Here is a 20,034-nt window from a genome sequence, read left to right as displayed (position 1 = left end):
GTAAGACTTTTATTTTAGCACCAAATGATTTTCTATTACCAAAGCTTTTAGCTCTGTTTCTCGCCATTCTTTTTGAGGCTGACTTTTAGCGTTTATACCACCGCCCACATACACTAAAGCCTTGTTTTGATACACCTCTGCACATCTAAGATTTACAAAATAAAACACGCCTTTACGGTGGGTTATTTTAATATATCCAGAATAAAGCTCTCTAGAATGATTTTCAAACGACTTGATACTTTCCTTGCAAAACTCTTTTGGAATACCACAAACAGCTGGCGTAGGGTGTAAGTTTTCTATAATATACGGCACTTGGTCTGCCGTAACTTCTAAAACAAAATCGTTTCTAAGGTGCTTTATAGAACCACTTAGCACGGTATAAGTTTCGGATACCTCTACCCTATCTGAGTATTTGGAAAGTGTGGTTTTAATGTAATCCGTTACGGGTTTTTGTTCCTCTAGTTCTTTATCTGTCCATTCTTCGTGGAGTGGTAGCGTTCCCGCCAAACTCATCGTTTTGAACTGATGACTATTAAAGTCATACTCGCCTAAAGTTTCGGGCGTAGCCCCCACCCAACACTTGCCATCACGAACAAATAAATAAACTAATGCCGAAGGATAGGCTTTGCATAAGGCTAAAAAAGTAGCAGTAAGCGATGCTTCTCTACCGTTAAAATCTAGTATTTTTCGTCTAGAAATTACCAACTTGGGTAAACGGTGTGTCTTGATAAACGCCACCACCTGGGCTATCTTTTCTAAGTAAATATTTTCGCCCTCATCAGCTTCGGCTAAATCAGATAAAGCCTTTAATTCGGTAGAAGAGTAGTCTAAAGATTGTAACTCCTCGGCAGAAATTTCTTTAGTGGTTCCTTTAAACGAATATCGTTGATGACCATCAAAATCAAAAAAAGAAACCTCATCTTCCGCTCCAGCAGAAACTTCGGATAAGGTATAAATGGTTTGTGTATTTGGTAGTCTATAAAAAACAGAATCTCTCTGCATCTATTTCGCTATAATATTATTAGTCATTGTAGTATGGTTGATAAGCACTCCTTTCTCATCTCTGATTTCTATTTCAGAAACGTGTACCGTTCTGCCTTTTCTAATAAATCTGGCAACACCAGTGAGCATTCCGTCTTTTTTACTTCTAAGGTGGTTAGAATTGATGTTAGTCCCCACCGCATAAAACTTTGATGCGTCCACATTGATGCCAGACAGACAAGAACCTAGCGTCTCTGCTAATACACAACTTGCTCCACCGTGCAAAATCCCAAACGGCTGATGCACCCTTTCGGTTACAGGCATCGTGGCAGTAAGGGTGTCTTCGGTAACATCGGTAAACACGATGTCTAGCAACTTACCCATATGCATCTCGCCCCAATTATTAAGAAACTCTAATATCTCTTTTTTCTTTGCTTCTTCCATCGTTCTAGAAATGATTATTGAATGTTAGGATTCCAGTTTTCTGGTACTTTAGGTACAATGTTTCGCTCTACGAAATAATCGCCAATCATTTTAAGTATTTCTTCGTAAGGTTTTGTCTGTACTTCTTCTAGACTTATCTTCCTACCTAGATAAATGGTTTTAGTTTTAAAATCCCCCGATGCCATTACAATAGGTACTTTAGCTGCCAAAGCCATATGATAAAAGCCTTTTCTCCATTTCTCTACATAGCTTCTAGTACCCTCTGGAGTAATCACTAACGAAAAATCTTCTTTTTCAAACTGTTTTGCAACAAAGTTTACTAAATCGTTCCTTTGGCTACGGTCTATGCCAATACCGCCTATTGCCTTTATCAAGCCCCCGTACCACGCTTTAGTATGGGCATCTTTAATAATTACCTTAAGAGGCTTCCCTAAAGACCAATACGCTAGGTTACCCAACATATACTCCGAATTGTGCGTATGCGGAGCTACCACAAGGATACAGCGGTCTAGATTATTAACATCTCCGTCTAAAACCACCTTCCAACCTACGATTTTAAGAATGGTTTTCGCTAGTATTTTTTTCATAGTATTTTAATTTTTAAACAAAACAGATAGCCCAAAAACTTTAGGCTATCTGCAAAGGTAATTATTTTATACTAAATTTATTTTAAAAGAATATCCCGAAAACGAAATCTATAAACTTAGTGATGAGTTCTAAGACTAACTGTATCATAATATCTTGTTTTTAATGGTGATTATTTTTAGCAAAAATAAGTTTTTATTATCAACTTCAAAACTTATTTTCTGTTTTTTATACTGATGATAATATCGCTAATATCATCACTGTCTAGGTTAAGACCTTCAATCACTTTTTCGGCTTCTTTCTCATCGTATTTCTTACCATTAACAGTGATAGAATCGCCATCTGCAGTATTAAAGCTAATGTTATTACCGCCAGAACTGAAAGAGAATGAGGCTTGATTAAACACTTTGCTGTTTGAACTGTGAGAATTATTAGATTGATTACCTTTATCCTCGTCATCTTCGCTAAGGTTAACTTTTGAGTTTTCCATTCCCAATACTTTCATCGTTCTAGGAACTACCAATTCGTAATCTATGCTGTAATTTCTCATTCTATCTTGGTACGGATAGCTAAAGTAGTTAGGTATGAATATTTTATTACCTTCCACTTTTACTGGAATATTCGCTCTCAATGGTAAGTTATATCCCGATGCTCTTTTCTTAACCACAAGATAAGGTGTTTTTACAGTATCTTTTCTCACAATTTCAATGTACGGATATCCGTCTTCTTCAAAAACAGTTTTGCTATCAGAGTACACACTGTTCCAGTATGATTTGAACTGTGGTGGTATGTTTACTTTATTAGTTCCTACCCACAAGCTATCAGAAGTGGTATTGATGGCTATATTATCTGTTTCCTCGTTAGAACCTCTAAAATCGCTTTGATAATTCACTGCGGAGAACCCTGTAATTCCTAATAGTACTAGCCAAACAAAACATAACGCTCCTATAATATATCCCACATACTTCAATCTAGTTTTAGGAGAAAATAACTTGATAGATAAAAAGATAAATATCAGTGCAGGTATAAGCATCGTAACAAAAGCTAAAGAAAGTCCTGCAAATTTTATATTAGTATCATCTATATAAAACCCTATAAACCCTGGCAAAGTAAGCCCTGAACCTGTAACACTAACTCCAAAAACCATAAATGCTCCTGCTAAAAATACCAAGCCTAGCAGTCCTAGAAAACCGCCAATTACATACCTTAACGCATTTAGAATACTATTCCCCGCTTCATTGATGACTGGTCTAGTATCCTGATACACCTCATTGATGCGTTGGGTAGAATCGTTAGCAAATTTTACTATTTTGCTAGATTCATTTTTCAAGTTATCAAAGTTAAGTGGCTCCCCTCTCATCTTCAGAAAATCTGCTGCTGTAGTTGCTTTGGGAAGAATAATCCAAAAAACCACATAGACTAATACCATAAGCATTGGAGACCCTGGCAATGGAATTAAAATTAGAAATAATGCCAACCAAATAAGTCTCATAGCCGTCATATCCATTCCGAAGTAAGATGCCATACCTGCACATACTCCTGCTATTTTTTTTCTTTCTGGGTCTCTGAAAAGTTGTCTTTCTGACACCTTTGTTCTTTGTTGAGTTGCCTTTTGAGTATTATGATAATCTTCTTCTTGTTCTTCTATTTGTTCTGGTCTTCCTATTTGAGCAATTACTTTCTCTACATCAGCATCGTTTACCACTTCTCTCCTACCTAGACTCTCTTTAAATATTTCTACAATCCTAATTTCTATATCATACATAATTTCATCAGCCTCCTCTGCATCTAGGGAGTTTCTAAGCGCCTTTAAGTAATCACTTAGTTTGATATAAGCGTGTTCTTCTATCATAAAAGAAAAACCAGCCAGTCCTATTGATAATGTTTTGTTCATTTGTTTAGTTTTTAGAGGTTATTGTTTTTGAGTGATTTTGTTTACAGCTTGTGTGAGTTCTTGCCAAGTAGTTCTTAACTCTTCTAAGAAAACTTTGCCCTTATCCGTAATTTGATAATATTTTCTAGGAGGTCCTCCCGTAGATTCTTCCCATCGGTAAGAGAGAAACTCTCCGTTTTTAAGTCGGGTAAGTAGTGGATAGAGCGTTCCTTCTACCACATCAAAGTCTCCGTCTTTTAGCACTCCCATCAAATCGGAAACATACATTTCCTTTTTACTAAGAAGGTCTAAAATACAAAACTCTAGAATACCCTTTTTCATTTGAGCTTTAGCATTTTCTATATTCATAGGTTTAGTTTTTTATTCTATTAAACTATTTCAACAGTACAAAGATATAAAATAAATTTACTATTATGCAATACAAAGTAGTGTTTTTTATTAAAAATTTTTCAATCCACAAAAAAACTCTAGCTAAAAGCTAGAGTTTCATTCTAATTTCAAAAGGTATTTTTTATTAGCATTCCGCCACATTTACTGCAATAGCAAGACCACCTTCCGAAGTTTCTTTATATTTAGCATTCATATCTTGAGCCGTTTCCCACATAGATTTTATAACATCGTCTAGGCTTACCTTCGCAACCTTAGGGTCGCTCTCCAAAGCAAGATTTGCCGCTGTAATCGCCTTCATCGCTCCCATAGAGTTTCTTTCAATACACGGAATTTGAACCAAACCTTTAATAGGGTCGCAAGTTAAACCTAAGTGATGTTCCATAGCAATCTCCGCTGCCATCAGCACTTGTTCTGGCGTTCCACCTGATATTTCCGCAAGACCTGCCGCCGCCATCGCAGACGACACGCCTATCTCTGCCTGACAACCACCTGCCGCTGCCGAAATGGTGGCATTTTTCTTAAACAAAGTCCCTACCTCACCTGCCACCAACAAGAAACGAATCACATCTTCCTCCGAATTGAACTCCGTGAAAGTTTGTGCATACATAAGTACCGCAGGAATAACGCCACTCGCTCCATTGGTAGGTGCTGTGATAATTCTTCCAAAGCTAGCATTCTCTTCATTTACCGCCAAAGCAAAGCAAGATACCCATTTATTGATGGTATTAAAACTCCTCTCAGAATTTACCACGAGATTAAACCATTCATCTATATTATGATATTGAGCGTTCTCGCCTAAAAGTTTCTGGTTGAGTTTAGCTGCTCTTCGGGAAACATTAAGTCCACCTGGAAGAACACCTTCCTTATTAACGCCTTTATAAACACATTCTTTAATCTGTTGCCATATATACAAGGCTTCTGCTACTGTTTCTTCTTGAGTACGCCACGCCTCTTCATTGATTTTAACTAAATCCGAAATTCTTTTCAAATTCAGTTTTTCACAATAATGGATAATATCTTTCGCTTTATGGCAAGGATACAGCGTTCTGATACAGCTTTGCTCTAAAGTATTCTCTTCTTTGGTTGCCACGAAACCACCACCCACAGAGTAATAATCTTGACTCACTTCTTCCCCATCATTAAAAATAGCTCTAAAAATCATTCCGTTAGGGTGAAAGTCCAAATTCTCTTTCATATTAAGAACGAGATGTTTACCATATACAAAAGGTAATTCTTTCTCTCCTCCTAAGTTCAATTTTTGAGAAGTTTTAATAGTATCTATTTTTTCGTCTATCTTGGTAGTATCTATTGTTTTAAAATTTTCTCCGCAAAGCCCTAGCATACCAGCGATATCAGTTCCGTGTCCTATCCCTGTTTTAGCTAAAGAACCGAAAAATTCTACAAACACCTCTTCTACTTCTTGTATGGAGCGATGTCTTCTTATCAAATCCAAGAACAATTCTGCTGCGTTCCACGGTCCCATCGTGTGGGAACTAGAAGGACCTATCCCTACCTTAATTATTTCAAAAACACTTATTGATTGCATCGGCATTATAAATTAAACGGCAAAGATAAAATATTAAGATAGGCTTAAAAAATTTTTCTTAAAATTTCCGATACTTCCTTCGCTTTGGTAGCTGGAAAAAGGTGCGTTGCATTCTTTATAATATAGTCTGGCTGAGAATTTTGTATTGGAAATGCTATATCTTTATCCCCCATAATTTGGATAATATTTTCTGTTTTTTCAAACTCCCAATTCACTATCTTGTCCAAACTCCATTTGAGATAATATGGGTCTCTCACTCTAAAATATTTGTCAACCCTCGGGCTATCGGCTTCTATAAATTTCCTTATAAAACTATACACAAATACCGATTTTTCTGAGAAAAAGGAAATAGGAAGAAACTTCAATAATTTCATTTTCTTGAAAAAATAACCCACTTTTGGCATTTCAGCATCCGATTTTATGGAGGCTAACAATACCACCTTTTCCGCAGGCTTTATTTTTTTGTTGATTTCTTGTACTATAAAGCCTCCAAACGAATATCCCAAAAGTGCAAATGGTTCAGAAAAATCAATCTTCTCTGCCATTCTACGGACATAATGCTCAAAACTCTCATTATTTTCAGGAATAAGCCACGGAATAAAAATAGGCTCTACGGTATCTGGAAACTTAATATTTTCCAAAATTTTAAAATCGGCTCCCAATCCGCTGATAATGTATAATTTCATATTATATTTATTATAATTAATCGGATTTATAGCCTGCAAAGTTTATGCTATACTTATGACTAATCAATCCAATATTTTTATTTTAGCTTGATGAATTTCAGAAAATTGTTCTACCAAAGAAGATTCCTTTGCCTTTTTTATCGAAGCAATGATACTACAATTTTCATCAGCATTAAATTCTTTTATCTGAGCCTCGTTTTTATTTAATAAGGTAAAAATTACATTTTGAAGATTGAAAGGAAATTCTATTCTTATTTGCGTTTCAAGCTCTTTGATAACAATCTCTGCTTCGTCTAGCGTTATCTTAGCAGACTCTTTGTAAGTTTTCACTAGACCACCTACACCCAATTTAGTTCCACCATAATATCTTACCACAATCAGCAGAATTTGGGTAAGCTCATTAGCTAAAAGTTGGTTATAAATAGGCAAACCTGCACTACCAGAAGGCTCTCCGTCATCATTCGCCCTATAATTTTCTCCATTAAGTCCTAACCTAAAGGCATAACAATGGTGCGTCGCCTTAGGGTGTTCATTTTTTATTTTATCCAAACACACTTTCAGTTCCTCCTCATTATTTACAGGATAGGCGTACCCCAAGAATTTACTTCCTTTTTCTTTCAAAAGGATATTTTCTACAGACTTACTAATGGTTTTATATTCAAAAATAGTTGATGACAAAGGCTTTTGGCTTAATAAAAATGAACACAAAAATAAGAATAAATATTTGGCACACAAAAAGCAAACTTCTCATAGGATTAAAATAGATTTTATAATAACCGTTGAGTTTCAAAAAAACTTATTTAAGATAAATTTGTCTTAAATAGATTTATTTATTACATTTGCACAAAATTTAATCCTAATGTTCTCTAAAGCTTGTGAATACGGAATAAGAGCTTGTGCTTACATCACTATAGAATCTATGCAAAATCGCAAGGTAAAAGTAGTAGATGTAGCTAAAAAGGTAGGTACACCCGAAGCCTTTACCGCAAAGATACTAAGTGCTCTTACCAAACACAACATCGTTAATTCTGTAAAAGGACCATATGGTGGTTTTGAAATTGAAGAACAAAGGGCTAAGAGGATTAAAATAAAGGATATTGTAGTTGCAATAGATGGTCACTCCATACTTTCTGCGTGTGGTTTGGGATTTTCTTCGTGTGATGAAAGTAACCCTTGTCCGCTCCATTTTAAATATATAAATGTAAGAAATGAGCTTTGCAAAATGCTAGATACAACCACACTTTTTGAAATGGCAATAGATGTGAAAAGTAAAAAATCAAAATTATTGGAAATTTAAAAAAATTTGATTTAAAAAACGATAAAATTATCCGAAATAAAGACTAAACGAAAAAATTAAACTACAAATAAATTTTTAATAAAAAATAAATCTTATGAACTTACAAACTAAACTAATCGGTAAAATAGTCGCAGATGATTTCAGAACAGCTGCTGTATTCAAAAAACATAAAATAGACTTTTGTTGCAAAGGAGGTCGCACTATTGCCGAAGCTTGCGAGAGCAAAAATATAAACCCACAAAAGATTTACGATGAGTTGGAACAAATACCTTCTGCAGAGGTTTCTGAGATAGATTTCAAATCTTTCCCTCTAGACCTTTTGGCAGACTATGTAGAGAAAACCCACCATCGCTATGTGGAAGAAAAAATCCCTATCCTACAAGCCTTTTTAGAAAAGCTTTGTAAAGTCCACGGACAAAGACACCCAGAGCTTCTTGAAGTGAAAACTTTGTTTGATGAATCTGCACAAGATTTATCCGCTCATTTAAAAAAAGAAGAGCTCGTTCTTTTCCCTTTCATAAGAGCTATGGTAAACACCAAAATATCAGGACAACCTTTTACAGTAGCTCCTTTTGGAACTGTGGAGAACCCCGTTAGTATGATGAAGCACGAACACGATACAGAAGGTGAGCGTTTCAGAAAGATTGCTGCATTAACATCCGATTACACACCTCCTGCAGACGCTTGTAACACATACAAAGTTACCTATGCTATGCTTGAGGAATTTGAGAATGATTTGCATCGCCATATTCATATAGAAAACAACATACTATTTCCTAAGACAATAAAGCTGGAAAACGAACTTTCAAATTAATTATATCTCCTTACAACACACTCTATACTAATGGGAAGCGTGCCTAAAAATACGCTTCCTTAATTTGAAAATAAAATCACAATCTTTTTAATCATAATCACACACCTAAATAAATAGGTTGTAAACATAATCTAATCCGTAAAAATATAAAGCCATGAGCCTAGAAGTGGATAGCCATTTTATAGAAAAAACAAATGCCGTTAAAAAACGACATTATAAAGATGATATCATAGTTGAGGAAGGGGTAATATCTCGTTTTTTCTATTATCTAAAACAAGGGGATTTATGTGTGTATCATTTTACTGAAGACGGAAAAGAGTTTTTACAACACAAGGTAAAAGAGCATACCTTTTTTGGAGAACCTGCCACATTATTAGAAAAACCCTTCCCTGGAACAGTAAAAGTAACTTCCAAAGAGGCTCTAATTATCAAAATTAAAAGAGCTAATTTTATGGAATTTCTCTCTTCTCACCCTGAATGGAATATCGCCTTTATGAAAGCTATTGCTGCTAAAGCACTAGGTAAAAGCGATACTCTGAAAAACATTATGTTCCAAAATCCTGAAGAAAAAATATTGAACCTTTTGAACAGCTATAAAAAAGATAAAAAAGAAGAGACACTCATAAAATTAACCAGAAACGAAATGGCACAAATGCTAGGACTAACAGTAGAAACGGTAATAAGAACCATTAAAAAAATGGAAAAAAAAGGGCTATTAAAAATATTGAGAGGCAAGGTTTACTACTAATCTTAAAATTAAAAAACAGACTTCTTATGAATAAAATATCGGATAGATTGTTAATAAAATTTGGACTTTTCAATTTTATTTTAGTAGCGGTTTTAGGTGCCATAATGAGATATAAAATTGTTTGGTCCTTATCTTTTTTAAATCAAAAGCATCTTCAGGAAGCACACTCACATTTTGCGTTTTATGGTTGGGTAAGTTCAATAATATACCTACTTATGGTACACTCCGCAAAAGAAATATTACCAGCTAAGAGGTTGTATAAATACAAAATCATTATTATCCTAAATTTTGTAGCATCATATGGTATGCTATTTTCTTTTCTGTACGGAGGCTACTATTGGGGATCTATATTTTGGTCTGCAATAGCTCTATTTCTGAGTTTCGGAATGCTATCTTTATGGATAAAGGATTATACACAAATACAACATTTTTCTAAAATTTGGTTTTTAGGAGGTTTATTTTTTGCTAGCTTTTCCTCTCTTGGAGTTTTCAGTTTAGCTTATATGAAAGCGTTTGGGATTATCCACCAATCTTTATATTGGGCTTCTACTCTATTCTATCTTCATTTTCAGTACAATGGTTTTTTTGTACTCTCGTGCATAGGTATTATACTCAGCACCTTACCTCTACAACAAAAAGACTCCGATAAACACTCGCTTATTTTTGGAGCGTTTGCTTTATCTACATTATGTTCTTATGCCTTATCTATCACTTGGATAGATAACTCTAAGTGGCTTTTAGGAATATCACTACTTGGGAATATCATTCAACTCTTAGCAATATATGGATTAGCATGCCTAATAAAAAAGTACCTCAAAATTTCTCTAAAGAAATATACCTCATTAGAAAAAATAACTTTTAGTATCGTTATTATATCTTATTTTTTTAAAGTAATATTACAACAACTTTCAGCTATTCCAGAAATAAGCCAATGGGTTTTTGGTTTCAGAGCAATAGTTATTGCCTATCTACATTTGATACTATTGGCTTGCATTAGCAGTTTCTTGTTACTTCAAATCATAACGAGATATGGTTTTCATCAATCTAAAACCACTAAAATAGGATTGATTCTGTATTTAGTTTTTGTTTTATTAAACGAATTGATACTCGCCCAAATTGGATTATTATCTTTAGTTGGTATATATTGGCGCTGGTCTCCTATAATGTTATGGTGGATTTCTGTTGCTATCGTATTAGCCATCACACTTATTTTTATTGGATTGAAGAAAAAAAATAAAGAGGAAATTTATTCCTCCTTATAAACAATAAAATTTTCTCCCTCATGGGTCAACTTTCCCGAATGTCCATCTTGAAAAATCTCCCATGAGAGATGATCTCCTACAAAAATAGGATTACCATCGTGATTAGTTCCTTTGGCATTAAGTTCATATTTTACACCATCTTTTTCTAAATTTACTGCTACCTCAGCACCTTTTGCAAAATAAACAATTGTAATAGTAGTACCATCAGTACCTTTATAAATCTTTTTAGGTTGCAAAAGACTTTGTTCTTCTGTAAGATTTGGAGATGGTGTGGCATTTTCTTTCTTACCACAGGCTACCAACAACCCCATCCCCAAACAAACAGAACACAAATGAATTAGTTTCATAAAATTATGGTTTTAAACTTAGAATATATTTTACCATTTTTTTTGCATTTTCCTCACTCATACCAGAGTGTGGAGTCATTGGTATTTCTCCCCAATTTCCTGTTCCTCCCTCTATTATTTTTTTAGCTAGCATATCCACATCAGCATCAGTGTATTTATTTGCTATATCCTGATAGGAAGGCCCTACCAATTTGGTGTCCACTTTATGACATCCTAAACAATCCGCTCCTTCTATAAGTACCAATCCTTCGTCTTTGTTGGGTAAATTTGTATTTTCTTTAGGAGCTGGTTCCTCAAGCATAATATTACTTTCTTTAGCTAGACTATTTTCTTTCTGCTCATCTTTTTGATTACACCCAATGATAGTCATAATACCTAGTGTATAAACCAATATTTTTTTCATAATAAAAAGATTTTTATAAAATTATCATACAAATGTCAATAAATTAAACCCAATATTTTATGATTCGAATCATAAGCTACAGCCCTACTATAAAGGTACCTTTGTCAGAGAAACATTAATACCTATTTGTAAAATGAAAAAGCTTAAATTATTTTTAATGAGTGGGGCAGTTTTGTCCGCTTTATCATGCGGCGGAAACAATAAGCCTGAAGATAGTGTATCTGTAACCTCTACAGAAACAACTCAAAGTAACGAAACACCTTCTACAGAAGGAAGCTATGACCCTCAAGTAGGGCTAGGCAAATTTAATACTAGTAATGTAGATGTAACCAAATTTGATGCAACCATGGCTTCCGAAGGTGAAAAACTTGCGGAAGTCAAGTGTATTTCTTGTCATAAACCAAGTGATGAGAAATTAGTAGGACCAGGCTGGAAAGGTGTAACCCAACGCCGCACCGCTCCTTGGATTATGAATTTTATTACTAATCCAGACCCAATGATTGACAAAGACCCTGAACTACAAAAACAACTAGAACAGTGTATGGTAAGAATGCCTAACCAAAGTTTAAGCGATCAAGATGCGAGAAATATATTGGAATATATGAGACAAATTGATGGTGCAAAATAAAACATTACAATTATGAAGATAAATAAAATATTAGGCTATTCGGCACTATTTCTAGGGAGCATCTACGCCCTAGAAAGTTGTAAACCCAAAGGGACAGAAAATGCTGTAGCTGGTGATGCAGCAGAAAAAGTATATGTGGCACCGGGTAAACATGACGAATTTTATAATTTTGTCAGCGGTGGTTTTAACGGACAAATGGGAGTCTATGGTTTACCTAGCGGGAGATTACTAAAAGTAGTTCCTATATTCTCCGTAAATCCCGAAAATGGCTATGGTTATAGTGAAGAAACTAAGCCCATGTTAGAAACTTCACATGGTTTTATTCCTTGGGATGACCAGCATCACCTTGAACTTTCACAAACCAATGGAGAAGTTGATGGACGTTGGATTTTTGCTAACGCTAATAACACACCTCGCATCGCAAGAGTAGACCTTTCTAGCTTTAAAACAGTGGAAGTTTTAGAGCTACCAAACTCCGCAGGAAATCATTCATCTCCTTTTATTACAGAAAATACAGAGTATGTAGTAGCTGGAACTCGTTTTTCTGTACCTACTGATGATGCTAATGGTGATGTACCCATTAATAGTTTTAAAGAAAATTTTAAAGGCGTAATTTCCTTTGTAAAAGTAGATAAAACAACAGGAGAAATGAAACTGGCTTTTCAAATAGAAGCTCCTGGTGTCAATTTCGACTTATCTCATGCAGGCAAAGGTAAATCTCATGGCTGGTTCTTCTTCTCTTGTTATAATTCAGAGCAGGCTAATAGCCTATTAGAAGTTAATGCTTCTCAATTTGACAAAGATTTCATCATGGCTTTAGACTGGAAAAAAGCAGAAGAATATGTGAAAGCAGGTAAAGGGAGAAAGGTAAAAACCCAATACGCACACAATAAATGGAATGAGGAAACCCATACAGGTAGTTCTACAATGGAACAAGAAGTAACGGTGCTATCAGCTAAAGAACTTAAAGATTTATGCTACTTTATGCCAACACCTAAATCACCACATGGGTGTGATATAGACCCTACAGGTGAGTATATTGTAGGTTCGGGTAAATTAGCAGCTCTGATTCCTGTACATAGCTTCAGTAAAATGCTGAATGCTATCAAAAACAAAGAGTTTGCTGGAGAATATGACGGCATTCCTATTCTAAAATACGAATCTACCCTACACGGAGAAGTTCAAAAACCTGGTTTAGGTCCTCTTCATACAGAATTTGATGATAAAGGTTATGCTTATACTTCATTCTTTGTTTCTTCGGAGGTTGTAAAATGGGATATCAAAACTCTCAAAGTTTTAGATCGTCAACCTACATTCTATTCTGTAGGACATTTAATGATTCCAGGGGGAGACTCTAAGAAGCCTTTCGGTAAATATTTGGTGGCTTATAACAAAATTACCAAAGATAGATTTTTACCTACAGGTCCAGAACTAGCTCAGTCTGCACAGTTATATGACATTAGTGGTGATAAGATGAAACTTTTACTAGACTTCCCTACATTTGGAGAGCCTCATTACGCACAAGCTCTTCCTGCAAAACTCATCGCAGATAAGCAAGTAAAATTCTATGATATTTCTAAAAACAAACACCCTTATGTAACCAAAGGTGAAGGTGAATCTAGAGTAGTTAGAGATGGTAATAAAGTTCATGTTTACATGACCTCCATCCGTTCTCATTTTGCTCCTGATAATATTGAGGGTATTAAAGTTGGTGATGAAGTTTATTTCCATGTAACCAATTTGGAACAAGACTGGGATGTTCCTCATGGATTTGCGATTAAGGGTGCAGAAAATGCAGAACTCCTCATTATGCCTGGAGAAACTTGCACACTTAAGTGGATTCCAAAAAAGGCAGGAATGTTCCCTATGTACTGTACTGACTTCTGCTCTGCTCTACACCAAGAAATGCAAGGCTATGTAAGAGTTTCACCAGCAGGAAGTTCAACACCTCTGTTGTTTAGCCTTAACAATAAAGCAGACAACGCCCAAGGTCCAGTAAAAAAAGCTGAAACTAAATAAAAAAAGAAAGGGCGGACATCTACCGCCCTTTACAAATAAAAATAATAATAGAAGACAATAAGCTGCAATGAAAAACAATAAACTATCAGCACTTTCTGTTCGGCTGCTTATTTTATGTGCTGTAGCTCTCATAGTAAGTATTTTTGTCCCTATTTGGGTAATTTACTTAGAAGCCCCACAGTATCCTGAAGGTCTAGAAATGTACCTCCATGCCAACAAAATTTCTGGCGATTACCAAATCATTAATGGGTTAAATCATTATATCGGAATGAAAGAAATCCATCAAGAGGATTTTTGGGAGTTTAAAGTACTACCCTATATTTTAGTATTTTTTGCAGTTTTTGCTTTTGCAGTGGCTTGGTTTAGAAAGATTATAGGACTATACTCGTTCTGCATATTATTCACACTGTTTGGTATCGCCTTTATGGTAGATTTTTATTTATGGGAATATGATTATGGGCATAACCTTAAACCAGATGCAGCCATTGTAGTTCCTGGTATGACCTACCAACCTCCTCTCTTAGGCTATAAGCAACTCCTAAATTTTGGTGCATACTCCTACCCTTATACAGGAGGCTGGATAATGATAACAGTAGCATTAGTTGCACTTATACTTTCTTTTTTTGAATTTAAAAACACTAAAAATTAAATCTTATGAAACATTATATTTTAACTTTATTATTAGCTTTTATCACATTCACTTCTTTTTCATGTAACAACAAAAATGTAGAAGCCATAGAACTAGGTAAAGACCAATGTTCACACTGTAAAATGACAATTCAAGATTCCCGATATGCCACCGAACTTATTACTGAAAAAGGCAGGATATACAAGTTTGATGATTTGGTATGTATGGAAGCCTACACAAGAGAAAATTCACAAAAAATAGGTAACGCCAAACTATTTGTTTCCGATTTTTTAACCTCAGAATTATTCCCTTTAGAAAAGGCATTCAAAATTACAGGGGGACAAGTAAAAAGCCCTATGAGTGGTAATATAGCCACATTTAAAAATAAGAATGAAGCTATTAAAGAAGCCCATAGATTACAAGCTTCTGTAATTAATTAAAAAAACATCTTCCAAAAAAAGCCTTGATTAAATTCAGAATGATGTTTTTAAAACGATTACTAATTCTTTTTTGTCTTACAACTACCCTACTATCCTTTGCTAAAACCTATTTTGTAGGAGAAGGAAAGAGGTTTAGCACCATAAAATCAGCTCTCCAAAAAGCTAATAATGGAGACACGCTCATGGTTTATTTTGGACATTACAAAGAAGGTAATCTAAATTTAGATAAGTCAATCACCTTAATTGGCATCAATTACCCTGTATTGGACGGTGAGTTTAGACATGAAATAGTATCTTTTCGGTCAGATTACATCACTCTTCAAGGCTTTAAAATCATAAATTCTGGAGCTGATGAAGTCAGAAATATTGGAGCGGTAAGGTTATATGACAGTCGTTTTTCTGTTATCAGAAATAATATTTTTCAAAATAATTATTTTGGAATTACGGTTCAAAGAGGCGAAAGATGTTTGATTGAAAACAATAAAATTACCACTAATAGAGGGATTTCTCAGGAATCAATCGGAGATGGAATTCATGTATGGTCTAGTAATGAAATTTGGATTAAACGAAATTTCATCTCTGGACATAAAGATGGTATTTACCTAGAAAAAACAAACAACAGCTTCATTTTTAAAAACTTATCCTTAAAAAACAAACGCTACGGACTGCATTTTATGTTCTCACACAACAATGTTTATACTGCTAATGTTTTTAGACAAAATGAAGCTGGGGTTGCTGTAATGTATAGTAGGAATGTAGAAATGAGCTACAATAAATTTTTGAATAATAAGGGTGAAAATGTCTACGGACTTTTACTGAAAGATTTATCATTTAGTAAAATAAAACACAATACTTTTCAGAATAATTCCGTAGGTGTTTTTATGGATGGCTCCTCCAAAATTGATTTTTACTACAACGAATTTAAAGACAACGGTTGGGGACTAAGAATAAACGCTAATTGTATTGAAAATAAACTATTTAATAATAATTTTATAGCAAATATTTTTGATGTAAGTACCAGTGGCAGCATTTTTCTTAACACCTTTAAAAACAACTATTGGGATAAGTATGAGGGCTATGATATAGATAAAGATGGTGTAGGCGATATACCTTTTTACCCTCTAAGTCTTTACGCAGTAATATCAGAACAAAACCCTATGATAATGATTCTTTTCGGAACTTTTTTTGTGGAACTGATGAATCGTTCCGAAAAACTCATGCCAAGTCTTACACCTGATAGTTTTGTAGACGAAACTCCTTTGATAAAACGAAACAATACTTAATGAGTAAATAACTAAATGATAGAAATAAAAAACCTTACCAAGACTTTCGGCAAATTTAAAGCTCTCAACAATATTAATCTTTCATGTAAAACTGGGAGAGCTATTGCTCTTATTGGTCCAAACGGCTGTGGAAAAACCACTCTAATTAAGAGCATTTTAGAATTAAATACTGTTGAGTCTGGACAAATATTGGTTAATGGGAATGATGTTTCAGAAAGCTATCATTACCGTGAAATTATTGGCTACATGCCTCAGATAGGGAAATACCCTGAGAATATGACTATAAGGGAAACTCTAGATATAATTTTAAATAATCGTTCACAAACTAAAAAACTAGATATAGAGCTTATAGATGCCTATGATATAACAAAAATAGAGAATAAAAGAATGGGCAATCTTTCTGGAGGTACAATCCAGAAAGTCAGTGCCATAATAGCTTTTATGTTTAACCCTTCAATAATCATTTTAGATGAACCTACTGCGGGACTTGACCCTATTGCTGCTGAAATCCTTAAACATAAAATCATAAAAGAACAAAAAAAAGGAAAGCTAATTATCATTACGTCACACTTACTCAGTGATTTAGAGCAAATTGTAGATGAAGTCATATTTTTATCAGAAGGGAAAGTGATATTTCATAAAAATGTAGAGGACATAAAGCAAAGTACACAAGAGGATAGCCTATCAAAAGCCATAACAACGATACTAAGACAAGTACAAGATGTATAAAATCGCAAAGTTCATACTAACTGATATTTTAAAGAGCAAAGTTATTGCTGTGTATACGCTCATGTTATTTATTATATCATGGGCCATTCTAGGATTAGAAAGCAATCAGATAAAGGCTAATCTCAATCTACTAAATATTGTACTTTTTGTAGTTCCACTATTTAGTATTGTATTTTCAGTAATCTACATATACAACAGTACACAATTCATAGAACTTCTTTCTACTCAGCCTATTAAACGAGATGTAATATGGACGGGAACTTTTTTAGGGTTATCGCTATCTCAACTATTAGTGTTTTTAGCTGGCTGTGGCATTCCCATTATTCTGTATTCTACACTTACTTACGGATTATGTGTCTTACTAGGTGGTATGTTACTCTGCATAAGCTTTACCTCATTAGCCACGTATAGTTCTATTTCTACTAATGACAAAACAAAAGGAATAGGAATAGCTCTATTCATTTGGGTATTTTTTAATATCATCTATGACAGTTTGTTACTTATCTTGATGTTTCAATTTTCAGATTACCCTATAGAAAAACTAATAGTTGTATTAGCCTCACTTAGTCCTATAGGGCTTACCCGTATTTTTGTACAACTACAGCTTGATATCTCTGGAATGCTAGGCTATTCAGGAGCAATTTTTAAATCAATTTTTGGTTCAGGTGGTGGAGTGTATATTTCTGTTCTTATTCTTCTGATTTGGATTATATTTCCTTTCTTATCAAGTTTACTTAAATTCAGAAAAAAAGATTTATAAATATTATGTTTCATATTTAATTGCTCTGGTCTCAATTAAATAAAAATAAACTTCGATTTTAGTTTGATATTCGTTTTTTTGTAACTTCGTAGCATAAGAAATAAAAATTAAAGTCATGGTTTTTAAAGCGATGCTAACAGGAGTAATTTCCATTGGATTACTAGTAGGTTGCAACTCACAAAAGCAAAATAATATGAACGAACCTAAAAACATAAGCACACTCACAAAAAAAATGGAGGGCTATGAACATCTCAGCATAACCCTTCCGAAAAAATCTAATGAAAAAGAGTTATTTCTAGAAATGACTCCAGGCAAATGGCACAAAGTAGATTGTAATTCGTATGGATTACTAGGAAATATTGAAGAGAAAAAAGACCAAGAAACAAACATTTCTTACTATTTCTACGATACTGATGGTAATATGCGTTCAACCATGATGGCTTGCCCTGATATGACGCTTACTAACAAATTTGTGGTTGGAGAAAGCAAAACTATCAACTATACAAGTAATACTCCTATTATCATTTTTTATCCAAAAGGCTACGAAATTAAACTTAAGGTTAAAAACCAACAAAACGAAGAAGTTCCTACAAAACTACCATAAATCCAATGATATTTACAGTGAGTTTTCGTAATTTTGTGGTTTAATTATTTAAAATAAAACCTATGAAAATAGCCGTTATTGGAGCCATGGAAGTTGAAATAAAGCATTTGTGTGATGCTTTAGAAAATCCTATCAAAAAGGAAATTCACTCATTTCAATTTCACATTGGGACTATTGCCAACCACGAAGTTATTGTTTTACTTTCTGGTGTTGGCAAGGTAAGTTCGGCTATAGGGACTTGTTTACTTATCAATCATTTTGCTCCTGATTTAATCATCAATACAGGAACGGCAGGTGGACTAAAAGAGGTTCAAGTAAAAGATATTATCCTCGCTACAGAAGTACGCCACCACGATGTGGATTTAACGGCTTTTGGTTACGAACTCGGACAACAATCTAAAATGCCTCCAGCTTTCATACCCGATTCCTTTTATGTAGAAAAAGCTGAGGCTGTTATTAAAAAACACGGCATCAACGCTAATAAAGGTTTAGTAATTAGTGGTGATGCATTTATCAACTGTCCTGAAAAATTCCAATGGCTTAAAGACAACTTCCGTACCGCCAAAGCCGTGGAGATGGAAGCGGCTTCTATCGCACAAGTATGCCACCAAATGAAAACCCCTTTTATTGTTCTAAGAGCCATTTCGGATATTGCGGGAGAAGACACTACGGTTTCTTTTGATACATTTGTTACCGAAGCTGGAAAAATCTCAGCCGAAATCAATATTGATTTAATTAAAAGTTTGTAGTTGATTTTTTATATTTTACCCAATAAAATACTAAAATACCCTATCATATATCCTATGATGCCACTTATGGCAATCAATATAAAAAACCAAAAAATCCAGTTGGCAAGAGTAGCGTATTTTCCAAAGATTTTTCCAAAGAAGTGTTTTGTTTTTTGAAATATTTGATATTTCCCTTGATGACTTAATGAATTTCTATTGAATTTAAAATCATTAGATTCATCACTCAGCTCACTCACCAAATCTGTAATTTCAACAACATAATTACCATAAACGTCTCTCAACCAAACTTTTCCCATAACATACATAATAATGGAAGTCATAAACAAACTCACAACAACAAACATCACTCCATTCCAACTATTCAAATCCAAAAATAAAAGAAATACAGAAAATAATATAGGAACAAACGAAATATAGTAAGATTTATAAAGCTCCGTATTAAGCACCAACTCGTACCTAAGATTAAGCAAATTGTGATAGGTTTGGAAATTTTGAGTACTAATAGTTTTATACAACGAATAAAACTTAACAAAATAATAAACAATTATAAGTATTGAAATAAGATATAACAACAAAAACAAACTCCCTTGTTGTGCATTTTTTATTTGAGAATAATAAAGCGGAACTATAAGAATCATCAAAAGAAGTGTAGTCCAAAACTCCATCTTCATATTCGCTCGTATTTTTTCCAAAGGTGTTTTTACCGCCTTTTGCTGTTCCAAAGAAATATTAGGAAGGTCTGATACCTTCTCTCTATGCCATAAATCTTTTATATTATCAAGTTCCATAATATTTGA

The 20,034-nt window shown here is 34.2% G+C and carries 24 protein-coding genes; 13 read left to right on the top strand and 11 right to left on the bottom strand.

The features are described 5' to 3' along the window. Positions 1–9: 9 nt before the first annotated feature. From GXW81_RS06695 to GXW81_RS06660, 8 genes are all read right to left on the bottom strand, one after another. On the bottom strand, positions 10–1,002 hold the full coding sequence (locus GXW81_RS06695; RefSeq protein WP_161531706.1) for a chorismate-binding protein: 993 nt from the start codon (positions 1,000–1,002) through the stop codon (positions 10–12). Then, complete coding sequence (locus GXW81_RS06690) at positions 1,003–1,425, bottom strand: PaaI family thioesterase (RefSeq protein WP_154137071.1); 423 nt, start codon at positions 1,423–1,425, stop codon at positions 1,003–1,005. 14 nt (positions 1,426–1,439) lie between these two features. Next, complete coding sequence (locus GXW81_RS06685; RefSeq protein WP_161531705.1) at positions 1,440–2,012, bottom strand: 1-acyl-sn-glycerol-3-phosphate acyltransferase; 573 nt, start codon at positions 2,010–2,012, stop codon at positions 1,440–1,442. A gap of 212 nt (positions 2,013–2,224) precedes the next feature. Continuing rightward, a complete protein-coding gene (locus GXW81_RS06680) occupies positions 2,225–3,904 on the bottom strand; it encodes a PspC domain-containing protein (protein WP_161531704.1) in 1,680 nt (559 codons plus the stop codon). Positions 3,905–3,922: 18 nt separating this feature from the next. Next, positions 3,923–4,252 carry a PadR family transcriptional regulator gene (locus tag GXW81_RS06675; protein WP_014937251.1) on the bottom strand — a complete coding sequence of 110 codons (330 nt, stop codon included), beginning with the start codon at positions 4,250–4,252 and terminating at the stop codon, positions 3,923–3,925. A 166-nt stretch (positions 4,253–4,418) separates the two neighbouring features. Continuing rightward, complete coding sequence (locus GXW81_RS06670; RefSeq protein ID WP_161531703.1) at positions 4,419–5,840, bottom strand: L-serine ammonia-lyase; 1,422 nt, start codon at positions 5,838–5,840, stop codon at positions 4,419–4,421. A 44-nt stretch (positions 5,841–5,884) separates the two neighbouring features. Beyond that, complete coding sequence (locus GXW81_RS06665) at positions 5,885–6,526, bottom strand: alpha/beta hydrolase (protein ID WP_154137075.1); 642 nt, start codon at positions 6,524–6,526, stop codon at positions 5,885–5,887. Positions 6,527–6,589: 63 nt separating this feature from the next. After that, positions 6,590–7,204, bottom strand: a complete 615-nt coding sequence (locus GXW81_RS06660; protein WP_161531702.1) for a YigZ family protein — start codon at positions 7,202–7,204, stop codon at positions 6,590–6,592. A 181-nt stretch (positions 7,205–7,385) separates the two neighbouring features. Between GXW81_RS06660 and GXW81_RS06655 the strand changes: the two genes are divergently transcribed. The 4 genes from GXW81_RS06655 (at position 7,386) to GXW81_RS06640 (ending at position 10,647) form a co-directional block, all read left to right on the top strand. Then, positions 7,386–7,823: an Rrf2 family transcriptional regulator gene (locus tag GXW81_RS06655; protein WP_014937261.1), complete on the top strand. Its 438-nt coding sequence runs from the start codon at positions 7,386–7,388 to the stop codon at positions 7,821–7,823. Between the two features lie 94 nt (positions 7,824–7,917). Continuing rightward, positions 7,918–8,637 (top strand): iron-sulfur cluster repair di-iron protein, encoded by a 720-nt coding sequence (gene ric, locus GXW81_RS06650; protein ID WP_014937262.1) that lies wholly within the window; start codon positions 7,918–7,920, stop codon positions 8,635–8,637. Positions 8,638–8,791: 154 nt separating this feature from the next. Further along, positions 8,792–9,385 carry a Crp/Fnr family transcriptional regulator gene (locus GXW81_RS06645; protein WP_161531701.1) on the top strand — a complete coding sequence of 198 codons (594 nt, stop codon included), beginning with the start codon at positions 8,792–8,794 and terminating at the stop codon, positions 9,383–9,385. A gap of 26 nt (positions 9,386–9,411) precedes the next feature. Then, positions 9,412–10,647: a hypothetical protein gene (locus tag GXW81_RS06640; RefSeq protein ID WP_161531700.1), complete on the top strand. Its 1,236-nt coding sequence runs from the start codon at positions 9,412–9,414 to the stop codon at positions 10,645–10,647. Here the strand turns inward: GXW81_RS06640 and GXW81_RS06635 are convergent. Both GXW81_RS06635 and GXW81_RS06630 read right to left on the bottom strand, forming a co-directional pair. Then, positions 10,632–10,994: a hypothetical protein gene (locus GXW81_RS06635; RefSeq protein WP_161531699.1), complete on the bottom strand. Its 363-nt coding sequence runs from the start codon at positions 10,992–10,994 to the stop codon at positions 10,632–10,634. The genes GXW81_RS06640 and GXW81_RS06635 overlap by 16 nt on opposite strands. Positions 10,995–10,998: 4 nt before the next feature. Then, on the bottom strand, positions 10,999–11,397 hold the full coding sequence (locus tag GXW81_RS06630) for a c-type cytochrome (protein ID WP_161531698.1): 399 nt from the start codon (positions 11,395–11,397) through the stop codon (positions 10,999–11,001). 133 nt (positions 11,398–11,530) lie between these two features. Between GXW81_RS06630 and GXW81_RS06625 the strand changes: the two genes are divergently transcribed. The 9 genes from GXW81_RS06625 to GXW81_RS06585 all read left to right on the top strand — a co-directional run bounded on the left by GXW81_RS06625 (position 11,531) and on the right by GXW81_RS06585 (position 19,237). Next, positions 11,531–12,025: a c-type cytochrome gene (locus GXW81_RS06625; protein WP_107046325.1), complete on the top strand. Its 495-nt coding sequence runs from the start codon at positions 11,531–11,533 to the stop codon at positions 12,023–12,025. Positions 12,026–12,037: 12 nt separating this feature from the next. Then, complete coding sequence (gene nosZ / locus GXW81_RS06620; RefSeq protein WP_161531697.1) at positions 12,038–14,044, top strand: Sec-dependent nitrous-oxide reductase; 2,007 nt, start codon at positions 12,038–12,040, stop codon at positions 14,042–14,044. 67 nt (positions 14,045–14,111) lie between these two features. After that, entirely contained in the window at positions 14,112–14,693 is a 582-nt protein-coding gene (locus GXW81_RS06615) for a hypothetical protein (RefSeq protein WP_004919512.1), read from the top strand. Positions 14,694–14,698: 5 nt separating this feature from the next. After that, entirely contained in the window at positions 14,699–15,112 is a 414-nt protein-coding gene (locus tag GXW81_RS06610; RefSeq protein WP_161531696.1) for a nitrous oxide reductase accessory protein NosL, read from the top strand. Between the two features lie 38 nt (positions 15,113–15,150). Beyond that, positions 15,151–16,395 (top strand): nitrous oxide reductase family maturation protein NosD, encoded by a 1,245-nt coding sequence (gene nosD / locus GXW81_RS06605; RefSeq protein WP_161531695.1) that lies wholly within the window; start codon positions 15,151–15,153, stop codon positions 16,393–16,395. Between the two features lie 15 nt (positions 16,396–16,410). Continuing rightward, the gene (locus GXW81_RS06600) at positions 16,411–17,124 is read left to right on the top strand and encodes an ABC transporter ATP-binding protein (protein ID WP_161531694.1); all 714 of its coding nucleotides are present in this window, start codon (positions 16,411–16,413) and stop codon (positions 17,122–17,124) included. Beyond that, positions 17,117–17,884 (top strand): ABC transporter permease, encoded by a 768-nt coding sequence (locus tag GXW81_RS06595; RefSeq protein ID WP_161531693.1) that lies wholly within the window; start codon positions 17,117–17,119, stop codon positions 17,882–17,884. The genes GXW81_RS06600 and GXW81_RS06595 overlap by 8 nt, the downstream gene beginning before the upstream one ends. 115 nt (positions 17,885–17,999) lie before the next feature. Continuing rightward, positions 18,000–18,488, top strand: coding sequence for an ecotin family protein (locus GXW81_RS06590; RefSeq protein WP_161531692.1), 489 nt, complete (start codon positions 18,000–18,002; stop codon positions 18,486–18,488). Between the two features lie 62 nt (positions 18,489–18,550). Continuing rightward, the gene (locus GXW81_RS06585; RefSeq protein WP_161531691.1) at positions 18,551–19,237 is read left to right on the top strand and encodes a 5'-methylthioadenosine/adenosylhomocysteine nucleosidase; all 687 of its coding nucleotides are present in this window, start codon (positions 18,551–18,553) and stop codon (positions 19,235–19,237) included. A gap of 8 nt (positions 19,238–19,245) precedes the next feature. On the opposite strand, the gene GXW81_RS06580 is transcribed toward GXW81_RS06585, so the two are convergent. Beyond that, positions 19,246–20,025, bottom strand: coding sequence for a hypothetical protein (locus GXW81_RS06580; protein ID WP_161531690.1), 780 nt, complete (start codon positions 20,023–20,025; stop codon positions 19,246–19,248). Between the last annotated feature and the right edge of the window lie 9 nt (positions 20,026–20,034).

The organism is Riemerella anatipestifer, assembly GCF_009932355.1.
Lineage (GTDB): Bacteria > Bacteroidota > Bacteroidia > Flavobacteriales > Weeksellaceae > Riemerella > Riemerella anatipestifer_E.
The sequence above is the reverse complement of the archived record's forward strand: the minus strand, read 5'-3'. Positions and strand labels throughout refer to the sequence as shown.